Genomic DNA, 18,548 nt, shown 5'->3' on the forward strand with positions numbered 1-18,548 from the left:
TAAAGTGGATTATTAAAATATAATTTAAAACAGTTGCTTACTTAAATGTAGCGCTTACTTAAAACAACCACTTACTTTAATATAATAACTGGCACATCGTTGTTTTCGAGCATTTTAATGGTATTACTGCCCACAAAAAACTGCCTTAACTTAGAATGCCCAAAAGCCCCCATAACAATCAAATCAATATTATTTTGCTCTTTGTATTGCATTAACGAGTCAAAAACATTGCCCTCTAAAAAGCTTGCAGACACTTCAAAACCCATACTACTGAGTTTAAATTGAGCGTTAAGAAACTTCTCTTCTAAGTTCTTCTCATTATTATTAATACTCACTAAATGACAATGAAGCCCATGTAATAAACCGCCATCAATAACTTGTTGCAGTGCTTTGTCGGCTGTTTCGCGACCATCGTACGCAATCATAAATGATTTAGGCTGCTTAAACTTTCTAGAAATAAGCAATATTGGTTGCGAGGCGCTACGCACGAGCGTTTCGATGTGTGAACCAAGTGCATTTAAATTAACACGATGATCAACACCATTTCGACCAATAACGATTAAGCGAGTATCATCTTTAAAATCAATAATAGCGTCGATTACATCACCGTGACGTTTAATTAATTCATAGTTTTGAATATGAGCAATTTTTGCTTGTACAGCAACCGAGTCGAGTAATTCATCTGCTAGTTTTAAAGAAACTTTACTACGGTGTTCATCGAGTTTTGTCATTTCTTCAAGCAAGGCCGATTGGGCACCTAAACCAATCGTACCTGTGTAGTTACCTACATTAGTTTGTTGTATTTTTTCAAGCATATGTATAAAGCTAATTGATTTATCTAGCTTTTTTGAAGCCTAAATAGCAGCTTCGGTTACAGCGTGTGTAATGACAGAGCCATCGATACAGGTAATTATTTTTTTCATTACATTCTCCTTAATGACCGCCAAGTAGTTTATCGACTTCTTTAGGGTCGTTATGTACACCAAACTTATCAACAACTGTTTCGGTTGCGCTATTCATACCAACAATACTAACTGTTGCACCTTCGCGTCTAAATTTAATAACCACCTTATCGAGTGACGATACACCGGTTATATCCCAAAAGTGGGCATGGGTTAAATCTATAACAACATTTGTTACCGCACTTTTAAAATCGAACGAAGCAATAAATTGCTCTGCTGAGGCAAAAAATACCTGACCTACAACTTCATAAGTTACTAGGTTTTTAGTTTCATCGTGCTTAGTTGTAACAACCATAAAGCGACCAATTTTGTTCGCAAAAAACAACGTAGCTAACAACACGCCAACTAAAACGCCAATGGCTAGATTATGCGTGGCAACTACTACAATAACGGTGGAAATCATCACTACGTTTGACGAAAGCGGGTTCTTTTTTAAATCTTTAACGGATGTCCACGAAAACGTACCAATCGATACCATAATCATTACTGCAACTAATGCCGCCATAGGAATTAAACGCAGCCACTCATCTAAAAACACCACCATGATGATTAAAAATAAACCAGCAATAAAGGTTGAAAGCCTGCCACGTCCGCCCGATTTAACGTTAATAATTGACTGTCCAATCATGGCGCAACCCGCCATACCACCAAATAAACCTGCGCCAATATTGGCAATACCTTGACCTTTACACTCTTTATTACGATCGCTCGTTGTATCGGTTAAGTCATCAACAATAGTGGCGGTCATCATGGATTCAAGTAAGCCCACAACCGCAAGACCAATCGAATACGGTAAAACAATTTGCAGCGTTTCGAGCGTTAGCGGTACATCGGGCCATAAAAATATAGGCAGGGTGTCTGGCAGTTCGCCCATGTCGCCAACAGTTCTTATATCAAGCCCTAAAAACAGTGCAAGTAAGGTAATAACAACAATACACACTAAAGGGGAGGGAAGGATTTTGCCAATTGTTGGAATATACGGAAATAAGTAAATAATACCCAAACCCGCTGCAGTCATCGCATAAACATGCCAAGTAACATTGGTAAGCTCAGGTAACTGCGCCATAAATATTAAAATCGCCAGTGCGTTTACAAACCCTGTTACAACAGAGCGCGATACAAACCGCATTAGCTCACCGAGCTTTAAAAAGCCTGCAAATATTTGTAGTACACCAGTAAGTAAGGTAGCAACCAGTAAGTATTCCAGACCATGATCTTTAACCAGCGTCACCATTAACAATGCCATTGCACCGGTAGCCGCCGATATCATGCCAGGGCGTCCGCCTACAAAGGCAATAATAACCGCAATACAAAATGAGGCGTATAAACCTACTTTTGGATCAACACCCGCAATAATAGAAAAGGCAATCGCTTCCGGTATTAGGGCAAGCGCCACAACAATACCAGCAAGCACATCGCCACGAACATTAGAGAGCCAATCTCTTTTTACGTGATCAAACATGTAATAAACCTAATTAGTTAGTTTCCCAAAGTATAGGGGAGTATTTTATTTAAATAACAATGATTCTCGCGCAGATGGCGATTAAGGTTACACGCAACGTGCTGATGAAAAAGGGGAGTGGTTGCCTAGGGCGGCGTAAGTTTCAAAAAAGAAAGACTCCTATAGTTGATTCAATTGATTAATTTACATGAAAAAAATAACATAAGGGTAGGTTTGTTTCTAGTAGAACGTAATTTTAACCACATACTAAATTTACTGCTCCAGAATTATATAGTTACAAATTTAAGATTTATTAATTGTGATCAATCAGATAAATTACCTCATTAAATAGGTGAAAGGCATTAAATGCCGCTTAAAAAATTGTTTTTTGATAATGGGGAAATTAGCGATAACTGTGCAAGTAGTTTAGTTGGTCATTATAATTATAACCATGTGACCGCTTTGCTTGAATACAAAGGCTACAAACTTATTGTTGAGTCGTGTATTGATATTTCCCTGCAAGACGAAACAACGCTCACAGGTCCCGAAATTTTAAAGCTCGTTGATGATAAAACGCTTACATAAGCTGAGCTTGTTGCATTTTTACGCGGGGAGCAATCTGTAAAAAACAGATGATGAGTTTGATTCGAGTGCGAGGTTTGAATGGCGAAGTTAGTGTGGCGATTGGTCAAGCGATTCGTTTGACCCTATGTATGAATCATTAGGTGATAATATTAAACAACTTACAGCTTTTTTGACGAAGATGGGGTTGATTTAGAGCGCATTGATTAGCAGTTAATATATTTTAAAAGGAATCGTTTTGGAAATACTCGTTATAGGTAGTAATACAAACATTACTCAACCAAGCTTTACAATAAAACATACTATGACTGATTCAATAGACGTTTCAGTTTTTTGCTTGGGTGAAAATGGCAAAGTACACAATGACAATGGTATGGTTTTTTACGGAGCTTCAAAAAGTGCATGTGGTACTGTTACTTTAGAATCAAAAGAAATTTTAATGAATCTTAATAATGTACCTTCTAACATAGAAAAGTTCGCTATTGCAGCCACTACGGATAACGGTACTTTTGCAACCCATCCAGCTATTTCCTTTGACAGTTCTGATTTTGAATGTCAATTAGATACTAATGGACGTTCTGAATCTGCACTTATTTTATTAGAAATTTATAAACGAAATAATAGTTGGAAGGTCAAGTTTGTTGGTCAAGGTTTCAATGGCGGTCTAAAGCCATTAGCTGAACATTATGGTGTAGATATAGCTGATGAACCAGTAGTTGAATCATCACCGAAGCCAGCACCTTTAACTACGCCTACACTAACAGTAAATTTGAGTAAAATTAGTTTAACTAAAAGCTCTCCTAAAGTTGATCTTACTAAAAAGGCAGGACAAATAGGTCTTATAAAGGTTAATTTAAACTGGGAAAAAGGTAAAAGCAGCTTTTTTAGCTCTGGAATCGATCTTGACCTTGGTGCATTTATAGAGCTCAAAAATGGTGAAAAAAGTATAGTGCAAGCCTTAGGGAACCGTTTTGAATATAGCCCTTATATTAAGTTATTGGCGGATGACAGAACGGGGGATAGCTCAAATGGTGAGTGGATACATATAGATGGTAATAATATTAATAATGTAAAACGTATTATTATTTTTACTTTTATTTATTCAGGCAGTCCAAATTGGGACAAAGCAAATGCTGTAGTAAGGTTGCATGTACCAGATATGCCGCCTATCGAAACTCAGCTAAATGAAACCTCAAGCAATACAGGTTTTTGTGCAATTGCAGAGCTAACCGTAAAAAACAATACTGTTGCGGTAGAAAGACTTAATCGCTTTTTTAAAGGTCATGCCGATTGTGATAAAGCATATGGATGGGGCTTTAAATGGAGCGCAGGAAGTAAATAACGGACCTTAAAAATGAGAAGAGCTGATGCTTATAGGCTCAGAGATGTTACCGTATTACACTCTTATAGTTAAAAGCATATCAGATTTTGAGTTTTTTTACAATTTTAAGGTATGAAGGTAATAAATATGAGAGTAAGAAGTCTTATAATCTTGCTCTTGTTTAGATAGTTCATTATGGTATTGTTTTTTTAAGTCGATACATTAAACTTGTATCGTAAGTGTTTTGTTTTTATTCGTTTACATAAATTATAAAGGAGTTTTAAAAATGGCAGTATCTTTACAAAAAGGTGGTAATGTTTCTCTTGAGAAAGTTGCTCCAGGGATGACAAATTGTTTATTAGGTTTAGGTTGGGATTCTCGTGCTACAGACGGCGCTGATTTTGACTTAGACGCTTCAGTATTTATGTTAAATGCTGAAGGTAAGGTTAAAGCAGATAACGGCTTTATCTTTTTTAATAATTTAATATCTGAATGTAAATCAGTAGAACATACTGGCGATAACTTAACGGGTGAAGGCGAAGGCGATGATGAATCTATCAAAGTTAGCCTTAAAGAGATCCCAGCAGATATTACTAAAATAGTTGTTGCTGTAACTATTCATGATGCTGAATCAAGAAAACAAAACTTTGGTCAAGTATCAAATGCATTTATTCGCATTGTTAATTCTTCATCAAATGATGAGGTTGCACGTTATGACCTATCTGAAGATTATTCAATCGAAACAGCATTGATCTTCGGTGAGTTATACCGTCATAACGGTGAGTGGAAATTTAAAGCGATTGGTCAGGGTTTTGAAGGTGGTCTTGCACCTTTAGCTCGCCAATACGGCGTGTCGGTTTAATACCGAATATAAATAGTTAACCAATAAATCAGTTGAAATTAATTTTAGTTTCAGCTGATTTTTTTAATATAAAGGATTTAAAATGGCAATTTCATTACAAAAAGGTCAAAAGATTAGCCTTGAAAAGTCTAATGGTTCTAGCTTAACAAATATCTGTGTAGGCGTTAACTGGGGAGCTATCGAGAAAAAAGGCTTCTTTGGTAAAAAAATGGTTGCAGTAGATTTAGACGCAAGTTGTGCTGTGTTTGATGCAAACAAAAAGCTATTAGACATTGTATATTTCGGAAAATTAAACTCGACAGGTATTCAACATTCTGGCGACGATTTAACCGGTGATACTGATGGCGATGATGGACTAGATAACGAAGTAATTAACGTTAACTTGAGCCAGTTACCAGCTAATGCAGAACAAATTGTATTTGTACTTAACTCGTTTAGTGGCGATGACTTTAAAACAATTCCTTTTGCGTCTATTCGTTTATACGAAGGTACACCTAGTCGCGTTGATTCGATTCACGCAGTATACGATATTGCAAACGATCCTAAGTTTGCGGGTTCTGTTTCTATGATTTTAGGTAAATTATATAAGCATAATGGCAACTGGAAATTTTCTGCGATTGGCGAAACAACAAGTGATAAAAAGCTTGAGCAAACAATCAAAACAGCAGAAAGCAGCTACCTGTAAAGTATTTATAGATATTAAAGGAGTAATTAATGGCAATATCCTTACAAAAGGGTGCAAATGTATCTCTTGAAAAAATTGCACCTGGTATCAGTAAGTGTTTAGTAGGGCTCGGTTGGGATTCACGATCATCAGATGGCGCAGATTTTGATTTAGACGCATCAGCGTTTATGTTAAATGAAGCTGGAAAAATTATATCTGATCAACACTTTATTTTTTATGGTGCGTTAACTTCACCTTGCTTATCAATAGAGCATACTGGAGATAACTTAACTGGGGACGGAGATGGAGATGATGAGTCAATTAAAATTGATTTATCAATCGTGCCTAGTAACGTTCATAAAATTATAATTGGTGTAACCATTCATGATGCAAATGCCAGATCTCAAAACTTTGGACAAGTATCGAATGCATTTATACGTGTTGTTGATGAAAAGTCAGGCGAAGAAATAATTCGTTATGATTTATCAGAAGATTATTCAACCGAAACAGCCATCATTTTTGGTGAGCTTTACAGACATAACAATGAGTGGAAGTTTAGAGCGGTAGGTCAAGGGTACGCAGGTGGTCTGCATGCTATGGCTGTTAATTATGGCGTTAATATTGCTTAGTCGGAGAAAGACGTGTTAGATACAATATTACCATTTATATATATTATTTTGTCGTGTTACTTACTTAAATTTGCGTGCGACACATTTGAGCAGGCTGCAGGGTATTTAGGTCGTAACTTCCCGCCAGGGGTTAAAGGTGCAACAGTAAATGCTATTGGTTCTAGCATGCCGGAAATGTGTGTTGTAATCGCTTGTTTATTTTGGTTTAACGACCCATCTCTCGTTATGGTTGCTTTAGGTGTTACAGCGGGTTCTGCTATCTTTAACGGTTGTGTTATACCTGCTTTGTCTATCATTATGGCTAAAGATGGAAATGGTAAATCGGTAGAGCATATTGAACTTAACAAACGTGTACTGTTACGTGATGTTTTTGGGTTTTAACCGCAGAAATCACGTTAATTGTTTGCCTTGGTTTTAATAGTTTTACAATTTGGATGGCTGTAATATTAAATGTAATTTATTTTTTATATGCGGTTCATTTATATTTTGATGCTAAAAACCATGTAAGCGGTGACGATGAAGAAGAGTATGAGTATGAAGAAATTGAGGATAGAGGTGTTATAGCGAATATCTTTACCTTTAACTTTAACGCGTTATTTTTCTCGAATCGTACCTTTACAGCAACAAGTGCTGTAGTTGTTATATCATTGGCTATTGCAGTTATTTCGGGTGCTTCTCACATACTTGTTGAAGGTGTTTTAGGCAGTGCAACAGTATTAGGTGTACCTCAATTTTTTGCAGGTTTAGTTTTTGGTGCTGCTGCATCGTCTGTACCAGACTTAATTTTATCAATTAAAGACGCTCAAAAAGGCGAATACGAAGATGCAGTTGCTAATCCATTAGCATCTAACACTTTTGATACGACCATCGCATTTGCACTCCCATTATTAGCTTGGTTTATAATTAATGGTGTGGATTCTTTACCACTTGTACAAGATGACAACTTAACAATATTACGTTGGTCAATTGTTGGGGTAACGGCTGCAGTGGCTGCGAGCTTATTATTTAATTATAAAAAAGTGACAAAAACCATAGCGTACTTTTTACTTGCTATGTTTACTGTTTGGGCAGCGAGTATGTACTTCGTTATTCAATAGGTATTTAATTAGTCTCAAGCGCTATAAGCTTGATATTATTAAACGTTATGGGCTTAAATATTAAGCCCATTTATTATTGTGGGGTATGAATTTTGGGTTTATAAATTTATTCATTATTTATATACTCCTCGTTTTGGCACATTAAATATCTAAACTATTGCCTTGTTATAGCACCTTTTTACAATTGCTATTATTGACCGCTTACTTAGTGTAATAAATATAACGTTAGCGATATTTAAGTGACTTGTAAAAACAACACACCCTAATTTAAACACACATAATTGACTTATAAATGTATTAAAAATTTTTCAGTTAAACAGGAGCATAATAGCAACTGAGATTTTTATAAGCATGCAGAAGATATAACTGGAAAATATGAAACATATCTACGACATTAAAGCCGGTACACTTTCGTTAAAAACGGCTGAAGAAAGAACAACATTAGATCGTATTTTGACATTTGCTTGTCGAGAAAATCCTAAACGCTATTTTATTTTAGTAAATAAATTAATAGGACGTTACACCCCAACTGCTCCTAAAGTAATGAGACAAACTTACAACCAATTAGCCGAAAAGATAGGCGAAGGGTCTCAAACCTATGTTGTAAGTTTTGCTGAAGCGGCAACCGGTTTAGGTGCAGGTGTTGCTGACAGCTTGGCTCACACTCAAAATGATGATGTTTATTTTCAACACACTACAAGGCATAAACTAGATGAAAAATTATGGTTTACTGTAGATGAAGAACATAGCCATGCAGTTAATCACATGTTTTACCAACCAAGTGCGAATTTATTAAACTCTATAATTAAATCTAAACGACTTGTTATAGTTGATGATGAGATTACCACTGGGCGCACTATTAAGGTTTTGCTTTTAAAAATACTACCTTACTTACCTGATTTAGAAGAAATAGTAGTTACGTCAATCGTTGATTTAATGGGCGAAAAAAATTATTTACATGACTTAAATTTGGATATTCCAATTCGTTATGTCTCCTTACTCAAAGCTAATATTAGTTTAGATAAAGACCCTGATTTTAATCCTCAGCTCCCTGATAAAGTAAATTCTAAGCTCTCTAATGCGGACTCTGCAAATGATACCGGCAGGTGTGGTTTATTAATGCCTTACAAAGAAAAATAAAGAGCATTAATACATCTCAAAGTACGGTAGTTATTGCCGATGGAGAACATCAATATATTCCATTTTTATTAGCCGAAAGACTTGAGAATAAAGGGGTGGAAGTGGTTTTTCAATCTATTAATCGATCGCCAATATTACTGTGCGATACAATCGTTAATAAGCATAGAATCACGACTGTAGAAAACGACACTGAACATTATTTATATAATTTTTTCCCTGAAAACAAATCAATATTTGTAGTGAGTGAAAAAAATTATGAAGGGCTACTATTTACTGATGGGGTTAAATACCACGAATGGAAATGCTAGCACAGCACACCTCAAGGCTGTTTGTGTTTACTGATTTAGACGACACATTATTTAAAAGCCTAAAAAACACAAAAGGTGACTTATCTTTTGTGGCAACAACAAATAACCAAGGTGAGCCTCAAGGGTATTCTTCGTTACAGCAACAAAAATTGCTTAATATTTTTGAAGCTGCAGGTGGCGTATTTATACCAGTGACAGGCAGAAGAACAGATTCGTTTTTAAATTGCACTTTACCTGTTATTAAAAATACACCGTATGCTGTGGTATCGCATGGCGCCGTTATATTAGATCAAAATCATGCATTGCTAGGGCAATGGCACGCATTTATTAACGCAGAGTTTAACTTAGCATTATTGCAAAGCGAGCTGGTAAAAACGTTTGATCATTTACATAATCATTTTAAAGCATTAGACAGTGCAGTGCTGGTCAGGCTTATTGCTGATCAAGGCATTACAGCTTATGTGTGTGTTAAAGTATCGAGAAGTGATTACAGCGAAAATAAAGCCAAAGAGGTTGATTCGTATTTAAAAAGCATACTTCCAAATGACATGTTATTGCACAGCAATGGACGTAATTTTGCGATATTACCACCTTATGCAAGAAAAGAAATTGCGGTTAAGTTTATTAAAGATAAATTGAAGATAGGAGAGCATGATACGGTGTTTAGTATTGGCGACAGTAATAGTGATTTACCTTTTATGAAAGAGTCTGATTTTTTAATTGCTCCCAACGGTTCGCAAATTTTAGACAAGGAGCAATATCAATGAAAACTCCATTAATGGGTAGTTATCCAGAACACGATTGCTTGTTCTTATTGAAAAAAATAAAACCAGAATTTCATTCTATCGAAGATAAAGAACGCTTAATTCAAACAGGGCAATTGCATTACTCTCAAATGGTTAGCCAAGAAAGTAAGCCAACCCCTGAATATGAAAAATTATTTCATGATTTAACAGCAAAATATAAACACAAATTAGCTGAAGAAATTCTTAATTTATCGTGTCTCATCTCCAATAATGTTAAGCAAGATGTGTGTATTGTTTCTTTAGTTAGAGCGGGTACACCTATTGGGGTGCTTGTTAATAAAGGTATAAACAACTACTCACAATATAACTCAACGCACTACTCAATTAGCATTGTTCGCGATAAAGGTATTGATGTTAATGCTTTGGATTATCTTATTTTTGATCTAAAAATACCTCCTCAAAGCATTGTATTTATTGATGGTTGGACTGCCAAAGGGGTTATTACTAAAGAGCTTAAAAAAGCGATTGAAGATTATAATACTAGCCGTAAAGTTAATATAAGCAACACCTTATATGTTGTATCCGACATAGGTGGAACCGCTGACTACTGCGTTACGTTTGAGGACTATGCAATACCCAGTGCGTTAATGAACTCAACAGTAAGTGGTTTAATTAGTCGCTCAGTTATTAATGATCAGATTAAAAAAGATGATTTTCATGGCTGTATTTCGTATGAACATTTAGCTCAATACGATTATTCAAATTGGTTTATTTCAGAAATTTCTAATTGCTTTAAAACGGCATATTATAAATTAGCAGCCGTGCCAGATGAGCAGCAAAGAGCAGCGCGTAATCAGCTAACTCAAAATTATATTCGCTTATTAATGAAAAAATTTAGCGTGACCGATATAAACAGAATTAAACCCGGTATAGCAGAAGCAACACGAGTAATGTTACGCAGAGTACCTGACCTTTTGATTGTAAATGATGCGAGTAACCCAAATACCGCGCACTTGATTACAATAGCCAACGAAAAGAGCATTGAGGTATGTGTATTACCCGAAATGCCATTTGGTGCGTGTGCACTTATAAAAGATGTAGATTAGTTATGAAAAAAATAGCAGTATTTGATTTTGATGAAACATTGGTTAAAGAAAATTCTTTGAGTTTTTTGTTCAAGTATTTTTTAGGTAAAAGACCTCTTTTTACTTATCTTTTACCAATATTTACTAAACAAAAAGTATCCAGAAAAACAATAAAAAACTCGATCAAGCAGCATTTTTACATGCTTTCTTTAAATAATAAAAGCAACGAACTGGTATTTGAAGCTGGTGTAAACACGGCCGAAAAATTAACACCTATTAAACCAGTTATAGACAGAATGATGCATTTACACGCTCAAGGGGTAGAAATTTGGATTATTACCGCTTCGCCCCAATATTTTATTGAAGGCATCGTTAATAAACTACAATGGCCCGTTGAAAGAGTAATTGGTACATTATTGAAAGAAGATGATAATGTACTAAATGGGTTAATTGGTACAGAGTGCCAAATTGAAGAAAAAGTAGCACGATTTAATACGTTAATTGCGAGCGAAAAGTTAACGTGCTCAGTTGAAGAAGCATACGGTAATTTACCTGTAGACATACCCATGCTAGAGCTCGCTGAAAAAAAGTTTTATGTTAAAAAAGGGCAATTAAGTCCGTTTATAAACAATTAATGGAGAATAGTATGAGTTTTTGGAATAACGTTAAAGAAAAAATAAGCGATGCAAACGATAGTTTACAAAAAAATATTGGTCAATTTAAAAACAAAAAATTTGCAGATGCATCAATGGCTATATGTGCATTAGTTGCAGCCGCTGATGGTGACATAGATGCGGACGAGCGTAAAAAAACAGCTGGTTTTATTGTATCTAACGAGTCCTTAAAAGTTTTTTCTGCTTCGGATTTAAAAGAGAAGTTTGATTTTTATTGCAACAAGTTAGAAGCCGATTACGACTTTGGTAAAATAGAAGCAATTCAAGCGTTAAGCGCGTTAAAAGGTAAGCAAGACCAAGCACGAGCGTGTATTCAGTTAGGTATTGTTATTGGCGGTGCTGATGGTGATTTTGACGCTGACGAAAAACGTGCAATTAAAGAAGCGTGTAATGCGGTAGGTATTGCACCATCTGAGTTTGATTTATAAATCAGTTACAAAATTAATGTGTAGAGAAGGTAGTAAACAAATATGCTAACAAATTAATAATGACAACTACCACTTTGTGTTATTAGTTTATGTATAACTGCTTTATCTACGCATGAGTTTTCGTTAATTATCTATTAAGGAACTCATTATGAGGCGTTTACCAGTATACCTATTATTAGACACATCTGGCTCAATGTATGGAGAGCCAATTGAATCAGTAAAAAATGGTTTAGAAACCTTACTCTCTTCACTTCGCCAAGACCCTTACGCACTAGAAACTGCATTTTTATCAATAATTGAATTTAACACTAAAGCCGTTCAGTCAGTGCCTCTTACTGATTTAATGTCGTTTCAATCACCCGATTTAACACCTTCAGGCACCACATCGCTTGGGGCTGCACTTACTTTACTTGCTAATAAAGTGAATGAAGAAGTTAAAACAACAACGCTTGACGAAAAAGGTGATTGGCGACCACTCGTTTTTGTATTTAGTGATGGTGGTGCAACCGACGATTTTCAAAAAGGTATCGATGATTTAAAAGCAACAAAAATGGGTATTATAGTCGCGTGCGCTGCTGGTCATCATGCAAAAATAGATGAGCTTACAAGAATAACTGAAAATGTTGTGCATCTTAGAAAATGCAGACTCTAAAGCAATTTCAGTCCTTTTTTGAGTGGGTATCTGCAAGTATTTCAACAAACTCTCAAAAAGTAGAAAATGGCGAATCAGAAGCGTCTCAACTATCGGATCTTCCGCCGCCACCACCTGAAATTAACTTAGTTGATTTAACCAAAAAATAGGAGTCAGTAATGAGTCGACGTTTACCTGTATACCTCTTAATTGATAGCTCTGGTTCTATGCAAGGCGAGCCTATTCATGCTGTTAACGTAGGTATTAGTTCAATGCTAACCGCGTTAAGACAAGACCCTTACGCGCTTGAATCTGTGTATTTATCGTTAATTACATTTGATCGTGAAGTGAAAGAAATTTTACCTTTAACACCGCTCGAAAGTGCGCAATTTTCAGAGATTGAATTACCTAGATCGGGTGCTACTCACATGGGAGAAGCTCTGGAATTTGTTGTTGATAAAGTAGCAAAAAATGTAATTAAATCCTCAGATGATACTAAAGGCGACTTTAGACCCATGCTGTTTATTATGACCGATGGCTCACCATCAGATTTAATGGTGTTTAAAGAAAGCCTACCAAAAGTTAAGGCAAGTAACTTTGCTGAAATAATTGCGTGTGCTGCGGGTCCCAAAGCAAAACCTGAGTTTTTAAAGCAATTAACAAGTAATGTTGTTGTGTTAGACAACATGGAAAGTTCGGCATTTTCACAATTTTTTAAATGGGTAAGTGATTCTATAGCAGCCGGCTCAATGAGCTCAGGTGTAGATGGACCACTGGAGAACTCGCTACCACCTCCACCGCCGGAGTTTCAAATCGTATTATAAGGAAATAGCATGCGCAGATTACCGATATTTTTTGTAATAGATGTATCAGAGTCAATGACTGGAGAGCCAATTGAATTGATGGAAAAAGGAATCGAAAATATCGTTTCTTCTTTGCGTCAAGATCCTCATTCATTAGAAACTGTTTTTATTAGCGTTATAGCATTTGCCGGCAAAGCTAAAACAATTGCTCCCTTAGTTGATTTGATTTCTTTTTATCCGCCTAAAATTCCTGTAGGTGGCGGTACATCTTTAGGTAGCGCATTAAATGTATTAATGGATGAAATAGATACCAATGTAAAAAAAACCACATATGAAACACGTGGTGATTGGGAACCTATTGTTTTTCTTATAACTGATGGAAAACCAACAGACGATCCAAGCCAGGCAATTACGCGTTGGCAAGATAAGTACGCTAAAAATGCCAGCCTTATTGCCATTACGTTGGGCTTAAATGCAGATATTGATATATTAAATCAAGTTGCAAATCCCGTGTTAGCGCTGGAAAACACCGATAAAAATCAGTTCTTTAAATTTATTGAATGGGTAAGTGCATCTGTTAAAGCACAAAGCCAAATGATAGAGCTAGATAATAAAAATTCTCCCGTATCTCTAGAAAAAGTAAGTAACGCTGGCCTAAGAATAATGGGTAATACAAGCGAGCTTAACAACCATGAGGCGAGTGCGTCTGATTCAAGTTGTGTAACATTAACGGGTCGTTGTTCAAGCAATCGTCGTCCTTATTTAATTAAATACGCTAAACCAAAACTTGTTGAAGGGATGGAGCGTTTTATTCAAAACCATCAGTACTATCACCTCGAAGGCGCCTATAAATTAGAAGAAAGTTACTTTGAATGGTCCTCTGATAATTACGTTGCAGAGCAAGTCGATACGTCGTCTCTTGATGGTATTCCGCCTTGTCCGCAATGCGGTAATCAGTCAGCTTTTGCAATGTGCGGTTGTGGTAAATTATTGTGCATTGGCGATGAAGATATTGTTATGTGTCCGTGGTGCGAAAAAAGCATTAAGTTTAGCCAAGGAAGCGGTGATTTTTCTATTACGCGAGGTCAGGGCTAATGAGTAAAGTAAAGCTCGAACAAGCATTATTAGACATTTTACTCCAAGCTTCACTTACAAATACAAAACAGTCATTTGTTCAAAAGCGAGCTAACCAACATTTAGATCAAACCGTTGTACAGCATCATATAAATGCATTGCTTAATGAGCTAACGCCATTAGTAAAAAATGACAAAAGTATGGTGCGTCTAACAACAGAGGGCGCTAAATTGCATAAAAAAAATAACAACTTAAGTGTAAATAAACAAATACCGCCTTTGGTTATTAATGTCCGCTTGCCTAACCTTAAAGCTAATACGTTGTTTTTTGAATCGATATCTCTTGCGAGTGAAACTGATGCAAAGATCAGCTTTTTTCAAACAAAAAGTATTGATGAGTTTGAGGGCGTAGAATTTGATGCAGATAAATTAACGTTGTCTGGCACAACAACTCAAGTTGGCGATCATCAGTTTGATTTATACGGCTCAACCCCGCTTGCTAATGGGCAGGTTCAGGGTGTGGTTGTAAGAGTAAAAGTAACTATTGTGCCCGATCCAAAATCACTGTGGAAAAATATCCCCTCAGACGACACTGCTCGTTTTCATAAACCAGACACACACCACGCATATTGTGAAAATAGCAGCATGTTGTTAATGGGTAGCAGTGTAAGGGGGCGTTCGCATGCTCATAAAGGCATTCATCGCGATGACGATTTTAAACTTTACTGTGACGACTCATCTGAATGGATTATTAGCTGTGTTGCTGATGGTGCAGGTTCGTGCAAATATTCGCGCCAAGGCGCATTTGTTGCCGTAAACAATGCAACCGATTCACTTAAAGAATCTTTAAATGGACATTACGGCACCGCACTTGAAAAAGCGTATAACGACTTCTCTAATGATAGTAACGAAGAAAACCAAAAATCATTACTCGAAGCCTACCAGCATACTATCGTAAAAGCCGTTTTTAGTGCCGCTAAAGCAATAAACAATAGTGTTGATGCAAACCAAGGCGACAGTATAAAAGACTTCTCTACAACATTAATACTTGCCGCGCATAAAAAAGTGGCAGGTGGCTACCTCGTTATTTCTTTTTGGATTGGGGATGGTGGTATTGCTATATACGATAAAAATAAAAAGTAGTGTTAATGGGCGAACCAGACAGTGGTGAATTTGCTGGGCAAACTCGATTTTTTAGATAACAAAATATTTGATGATGGCAGTGTTTACAGACGGGTTAGAATCGAAAAAGTTGAATCTATGAGTGCGCTTATTCTAGCCACCGATGGGATCACCGATGCGTGGTTTGAAACAGAAAAACAACTAGATTCACTAACTCATTGGGATCGACTGTGGAATGAGTTAGAGCCGCATGTTACAAACAAAAACCGTGAAGATGGCTTACAAGGTTTAACCCAGTGGATGGATTTTTGGTCAAAGGGTAACCATGACGATCGTACAATTTCTGTTTGCCTCGTTAAGGAGTGATTTATGGCAGTTATTAAAATAAACGCACTTGATGGTTCTGTTGTAGAATTTGTTGATGAGATCATTGGCTCAGGTGCAATGAAAGATGTGTACTTTAGCCCTTGTAAATCCTACGTGGTCGCTTTTTACAGAGACGAGCTAGATCATGCAAGCATAGAACGACTAGAAATGATCACGGGTCGGTATCGCGAAAGTATTTTCCAGCATGAAACCGGTGATTACTGGAAAAGCTTTTTTTGTTGGCCTGAAAAAATTGTTGAACACGACGGTCGAATAGGCGTTGTTGTACCCTCGTATCAGGCGCATTTTTTCTTTGATTATGGCTCAGTTAATAATGACTTTTTAAATATCAAAGGCAAAGAAAAACAAGGTAAATGGTTTGCATCGGCAAATAACCAAAACCGTTTTCTTGATGACCGAGAAAAAGGGGATTGGTCTAAATACCTAAAAATATCCCTTACTATTGCCAGAGCCGTACGCAGATTACATGCAGCAGGGCTTGCTCACTCTGATTTAAGTTATAAAAATGTGCTTGTGTCGCCTGTAGAGGGGCTTGCAACCATTATTGATGTTGATGGTTTGGTTGTACCAGGAAAGTACCCGCCAGACGTAGTAGGCACACCCGATTTTATTGCACCTGAGGTAGTAGCCACAGCGCACCTATCTAAAACAGATCCAGCGAGGTGTTTACCAAATATATCAACAGACAGACACGCATTAGCTGTTTTAATTTATAACTACTTATTATTACGCCACCCTTTGCGAGGCGACAAAGTAAGAGACTTAGACCCGCAAAAAGACGAAACCTTATCCATGGGCGAAAAAGCTTTATTTGTAGAGCACCCTACAAACGCCGACAACCGAATAAAACTAGAAAGAGTAAAACCAACCGAGCTACCTTGGAAAGACACCAACAAACTACCTTACTCAATTACCGGTCCTTACATAAGTAAGTTATTTGAAAGAGCGTTTATTGACGGGCTTCATTCGCCACAGAGCCGACCAACTGCTGATGAATGGGAAAGCGCATTAATTAAATCGATTGATTTGATTCAGCCATGCGTTAACCCAGAGTGCAAACAAGGTTGGTATATTTTTGATAATACACTCTCGCCAACATGCCCTTTTTGCGGTACCAAGTACAACGGGTTACTTCCTGTAATTAACTTTTATTCTGAAAGAGAAAAAGGGCGTTTTGTTTCTGATGATCACAGGTTAATGGTTTACACAAACCAATCATTATACAGATGGCACACCAATCGTTTTGTAACACCAAACGAAAGGCTGCAAGCACATGATAAAAAGCGACAAGGCTATTTTGTTTTTCATAATCATGCTTGGTATTTAGTAAACGAAAATATGCCTCACCTAATAAATGCAACCACAAAAGAAAGTTACCCAGTAGGAAGTCAGATTCAAATTACAGATGGGATTAATTTACTCATTGGTAATGAAAGAGGTGACCGATTATTAAATATTCAAATGGTTGATAGTGACTGTTGATTAAATCTTTACATGTATATTTTTAGTTGGGTATACAGTAACTAAAACACTAATTTTCTATAGGAAGGAAAATGATAAATAAAAAAGTTTTGTTTGCAGCAGGCGCCGGTGTAGGTGGTTTAGCGAGTGCAATTTTGGCTCATATTACAGGTATTCTTGAATCAGCCTTTAGTAGTTGGGTTTTTACAGGAGCGCTTGACGCTGCATTAATTGGTGCATCCCTTGTTTATGTTCAAAATTACTACCAAAGCAATTCATGGGATAACACCAATAAAATATTCGATGGTGCATCTAAAGGGCTTGGTATAGGTGCTGCTGGTGGCTTATTAGCATTTTTATCAATGAATATGTTATCTGATGAGATGGGGCGACTTATTGGTTGGAGTATTAGTGGAGCCGCAGCAGGTTATGTTGCCTCATTAAGAATACCTAATTTAAAAGCACAAGTAGCGTTAATTGCCGGTGCAGTAGGTGGTGCAATTGGGCTTGTTGTAATGAACTTAGGTTTAAGCTACACCATGGGCGTTATTGTAACCGGCGCTGTAATTGGGCTTATGGTTGCAACATCAGAAGAGGTATTTAGAAAAGCATCAATTAACGTCACATTAAAGCCCGTTGGTACTGGCGTTTCATTAGCAAAAGCACACAGCTTTAATTTAACACTTGGTGCAGATCCTATTTTAATTGGTTTTACAGACGATATGGACATAAAGCTAACAAGCAGCGGGATTGCGATGCAAAAGCAAATAGGCAGTATTTCTGTTGAAGGCAACGACGTGTTTTTTAACTCAGAAATTGATAACAGTAAAGTTAAAATAGCAAAAGACAGAGGCTTTAGCATTGAAAACTGTGAAGTAAGCTTGCAAGGTATTAGCTAACGCTTATTTTTGATATACAACATAATTTAACTATTTAATTATGTTGTATATTATCAAGTTTTATATCAATAACTAAAACTTAATAAACACTTTTATTTAACCTACCTAGTAGGCTAATAGCATAATCTAAAAAAGAGGGGGTTGTATTTATTCCCTCGCTTCAAAGTTTAATACTGTAATTATTTAGCGTATTTAAAACTCAAACGATACAAATTTGCGGGCTATGTGCCACA

The 18,548-nt window shown here is 36.5% G+C and carries 22 protein-coding genes and 1 pseudogene; 21 read left to right on the forward strand and 2 right to left on the reverse strand.

All coding sequences use genetic code 11. The features are described from left to right. Positions 1 to 71: 71 nt before the first annotated feature. Both P20652_RS04090 and P20652_RS04085 read right to left on the reverse strand, forming a co-directional pair. A pseudogene (locus P20652_RS04090) lies at positions 72 to 923 on the reverse strand (universal stress protein). A gap of 10 nt (positions 924 to 933) precedes the next feature. Further along, on the reverse strand, positions 934 to 2,424 hold the full coding sequence (locus P20652_RS04085) for a SulP family inorganic anion transporter (protein ID WP_008171142.1): 1,491 nt from the start codon (positions 2,422 to 2,424) through the stop codon (positions 934 to 936). A gap of 345 nt (positions 2,425 to 2,769) precedes the next feature. On the opposite strand from P20652_RS04085, the gene P20652_RS04080 reads away from it, so the two are divergent. The 21 genes from P20652_RS04080 (at position 2,770) to P20652_RS04025 (ending at position 18,315) form a co-directional block, all read left to right on the forward strand. Continuing rightward, positions 2,770 to 2,988 carry a hypothetical protein gene (locus P20652_RS04080; protein WP_008171146.1) on the forward strand — a complete coding sequence of 73 codons (219 nt, stop codon included), beginning with the start codon at positions 2,770 to 2,772 and terminating at the stop codon, positions 2,986 to 2,988. Positions 2,989 to 3,223: 235 nt separating this feature from the next. After that, positions 3,224 to 4,327 (forward strand): TerD family protein, encoded by a 1,104-nt coding sequence (locus P20652_RS04075; RefSeq protein WP_008171148.1) that lies wholly within the window; start codon positions 3,224 to 3,226, stop codon positions 4,325 to 4,327. A 265-nt stretch (positions 4,328 to 4,592) separates the two neighbouring features. Further along, positions 4,593 to 5,168 (forward strand): TerD family protein, encoded by a 576-nt coding sequence (locus P20652_RS04070; RefSeq protein ID WP_008171149.1) that lies wholly within the window; start codon positions 4,593 to 4,595, stop codon positions 5,166 to 5,168. Positions 5,169 to 5,250: 82 nt separating this feature from the next. Then, positions 5,251 to 5,853, forward strand: coding sequence for a TerD family protein (locus P20652_RS04065; RefSeq protein ID WP_008171151.1), 603 nt, complete (start codon positions 5,251 to 5,253; stop codon positions 5,851 to 5,853). 29 nt (positions 5,854 to 5,882) lie between these two features. Next, entirely contained in the window at positions 5,883 to 6,461 is a 579-nt protein-coding gene (locus P20652_RS04060; protein WP_008171153.1) for a TerD family protein, read from the forward strand. A gap of 12 nt (positions 6,462 to 6,473) precedes the next feature. Further along, positions 6,474 to 6,842, forward strand: coding sequence for a hypothetical protein (locus tag P20652_RS21115; protein ID WP_008171154.1), 369 nt, complete (start codon positions 6,474 to 6,476; stop codon positions 6,840 to 6,842). Between the two features lie 53 nt (positions 6,843 to 6,895). Beyond that, a complete protein-coding gene (locus P20652_RS21120) occupies positions 6,896 to 7,558 on the forward strand; it encodes a hypothetical protein (protein WP_008171156.1) in 663 nt (220 codons plus the stop codon). A 375-nt stretch (positions 7,559 to 7,933) separates the two neighbouring features. Continuing rightward, positions 7,934 to 8,698 (forward strand): phosphoribosyltransferase domain-containing protein, encoded by a 765-nt coding sequence (locus P20652_RS18805; protein ID WP_008171157.1) that lies wholly within the window; start codon positions 7,934 to 7,936, stop codon positions 8,696 to 8,698. Next, complete coding sequence (locus P20652_RS19575) at positions 8,665 to 9,006, forward strand: TRSP domain-containing protein (protein ID WP_050548222.1); 342 nt, start codon at positions 8,665 to 8,667, stop codon at positions 9,004 to 9,006. The genes P20652_RS18805 and P20652_RS19575 overlap by 34 nt, the downstream gene beginning before the upstream one ends. 23 nt (positions 9,007 to 9,029) lie before the next feature. Then, positions 9,030 to 9,773 carry an HAD family hydrolase gene (locus P20652_RS04055; protein ID WP_158307898.1) on the forward strand — a complete coding sequence of 248 codons (744 nt, stop codon included), beginning with the start codon at positions 9,030 to 9,032 and terminating at the stop codon, positions 9,771 to 9,773. After that, entirely contained in the window at positions 9,770 to 10,858 is a 1,089-nt protein-coding gene (locus P20652_RS04050; protein WP_008171161.1) for a cysteine protease StiP family protein, read from the forward strand. The genes P20652_RS04055 and P20652_RS04050 overlap by 4 nt, the downstream gene beginning before the upstream one ends. A gap of 2 nt (positions 10,859 to 10,860) precedes the next feature. Then, positions 10,861 to 11,472 carry an HAD family phosphatase gene (locus tag P20652_RS18810; protein ID WP_050548223.1) on the forward strand — a complete coding sequence of 204 codons (612 nt, stop codon included), beginning with the start codon at positions 10,861 to 10,863 and terminating at the stop codon, positions 11,470 to 11,472. An 11-nt stretch (positions 11,473 to 11,483) separates the two neighbouring features. After that, positions 11,484 to 11,939 (forward strand): tellurite resistance TerB family protein, encoded by a 456-nt coding sequence (locus P20652_RS04045; RefSeq protein ID WP_008171166.1) that lies wholly within the window; start codon positions 11,484 to 11,486, stop codon positions 11,937 to 11,939. A gap of 148 nt (positions 11,940 to 12,087) precedes the next feature. Further along, complete coding sequence (locus tag P20652_RS18815; protein WP_008171168.1) at positions 12,088 to 12,591, forward strand: VWA domain-containing protein; 504 nt, start codon at positions 12,088 to 12,090, stop codon at positions 12,589 to 12,591. Next, the gene (locus P20652_RS20590) at positions 12,579 to 12,740 is read left to right on the forward strand and encodes a hypothetical protein (protein ID WP_008171170.1); all 162 of its coding nucleotides are present in this window, start codon (positions 12,579 to 12,581) and stop codon (positions 12,738 to 12,740) included. The genes P20652_RS18815 and P20652_RS20590 overlap by 13 nt, the downstream gene beginning before the upstream one ends. 9 nt (positions 12,741 to 12,749) lie before the next feature. Further along, the gene (locus P20652_RS04040; protein ID WP_008171172.1) at positions 12,750 to 13,394 is read left to right on the forward strand and encodes a VWA domain-containing protein; all 645 of its coding nucleotides are present in this window, start codon (positions 12,750 to 12,752) and stop codon (positions 13,392 to 13,394) included. Between the two features lie 9 nt (positions 13,395 to 13,403). Then, entirely contained in the window at positions 13,404 to 14,468 is a 1,065-nt protein-coding gene (locus P20652_RS04035; RefSeq protein ID WP_008171174.1) for a TerY-C metal binding domain-containing protein, read from the forward strand. Then, positions 14,468 to 15,589 carry a protein phosphatase 2C domain-containing protein gene (locus P20652_RS19580; protein WP_008171176.1) on the forward strand — a complete coding sequence of 374 codons (1,122 nt, stop codon included), beginning with the start codon at positions 14,468 to 14,470 and terminating at the stop codon, positions 15,587 to 15,589. Before P20652_RS04035 ends, P20652_RS19580 begins: the two co-directional genes overlap by 1 nt. Positions 15,590 to 15,610: 21 nt before the next feature. Continuing rightward, the gene (locus P20652_RS19585; protein ID WP_050548224.1) at positions 15,611 to 15,934 is read left to right on the forward strand and encodes a hypothetical protein; all 324 of its coding nucleotides are present in this window, start codon (positions 15,611 to 15,613) and stop codon (positions 15,932 to 15,934) included. A 3-nt stretch (positions 15,935 to 15,937) separates the two neighbouring features. Beyond that, entirely contained in the window at positions 15,938 to 17,437 is a 1,500-nt protein-coding gene (locus P20652_RS04030) for a helix-hairpin-helix domain-containing protein (protein ID WP_008171179.1), read from the forward strand. Positions 17,438 to 17,508: 71 nt separating this feature from the next. Beyond that, positions 17,509 to 18,315 (forward strand): hypothetical protein, encoded by an 807-nt coding sequence (locus tag P20652_RS04025; RefSeq protein ID WP_008171180.1) that lies wholly within the window; start codon positions 17,509 to 17,511, stop codon positions 18,313 to 18,315. Positions 18,316 to 18,548: the final 233 nt, after the last annotated feature.

Origin of the sequence: Pseudoalteromonas sp. BSi20652 (genome assembly GCF_000239855.1) — a bacterium.
In the GTDB taxonomy this organism is placed as follows: domain Bacteria; phylum Pseudomonadota; class Gammaproteobacteria; order Enterobacterales; family Alteromonadaceae; genus Pseudoalteromonas.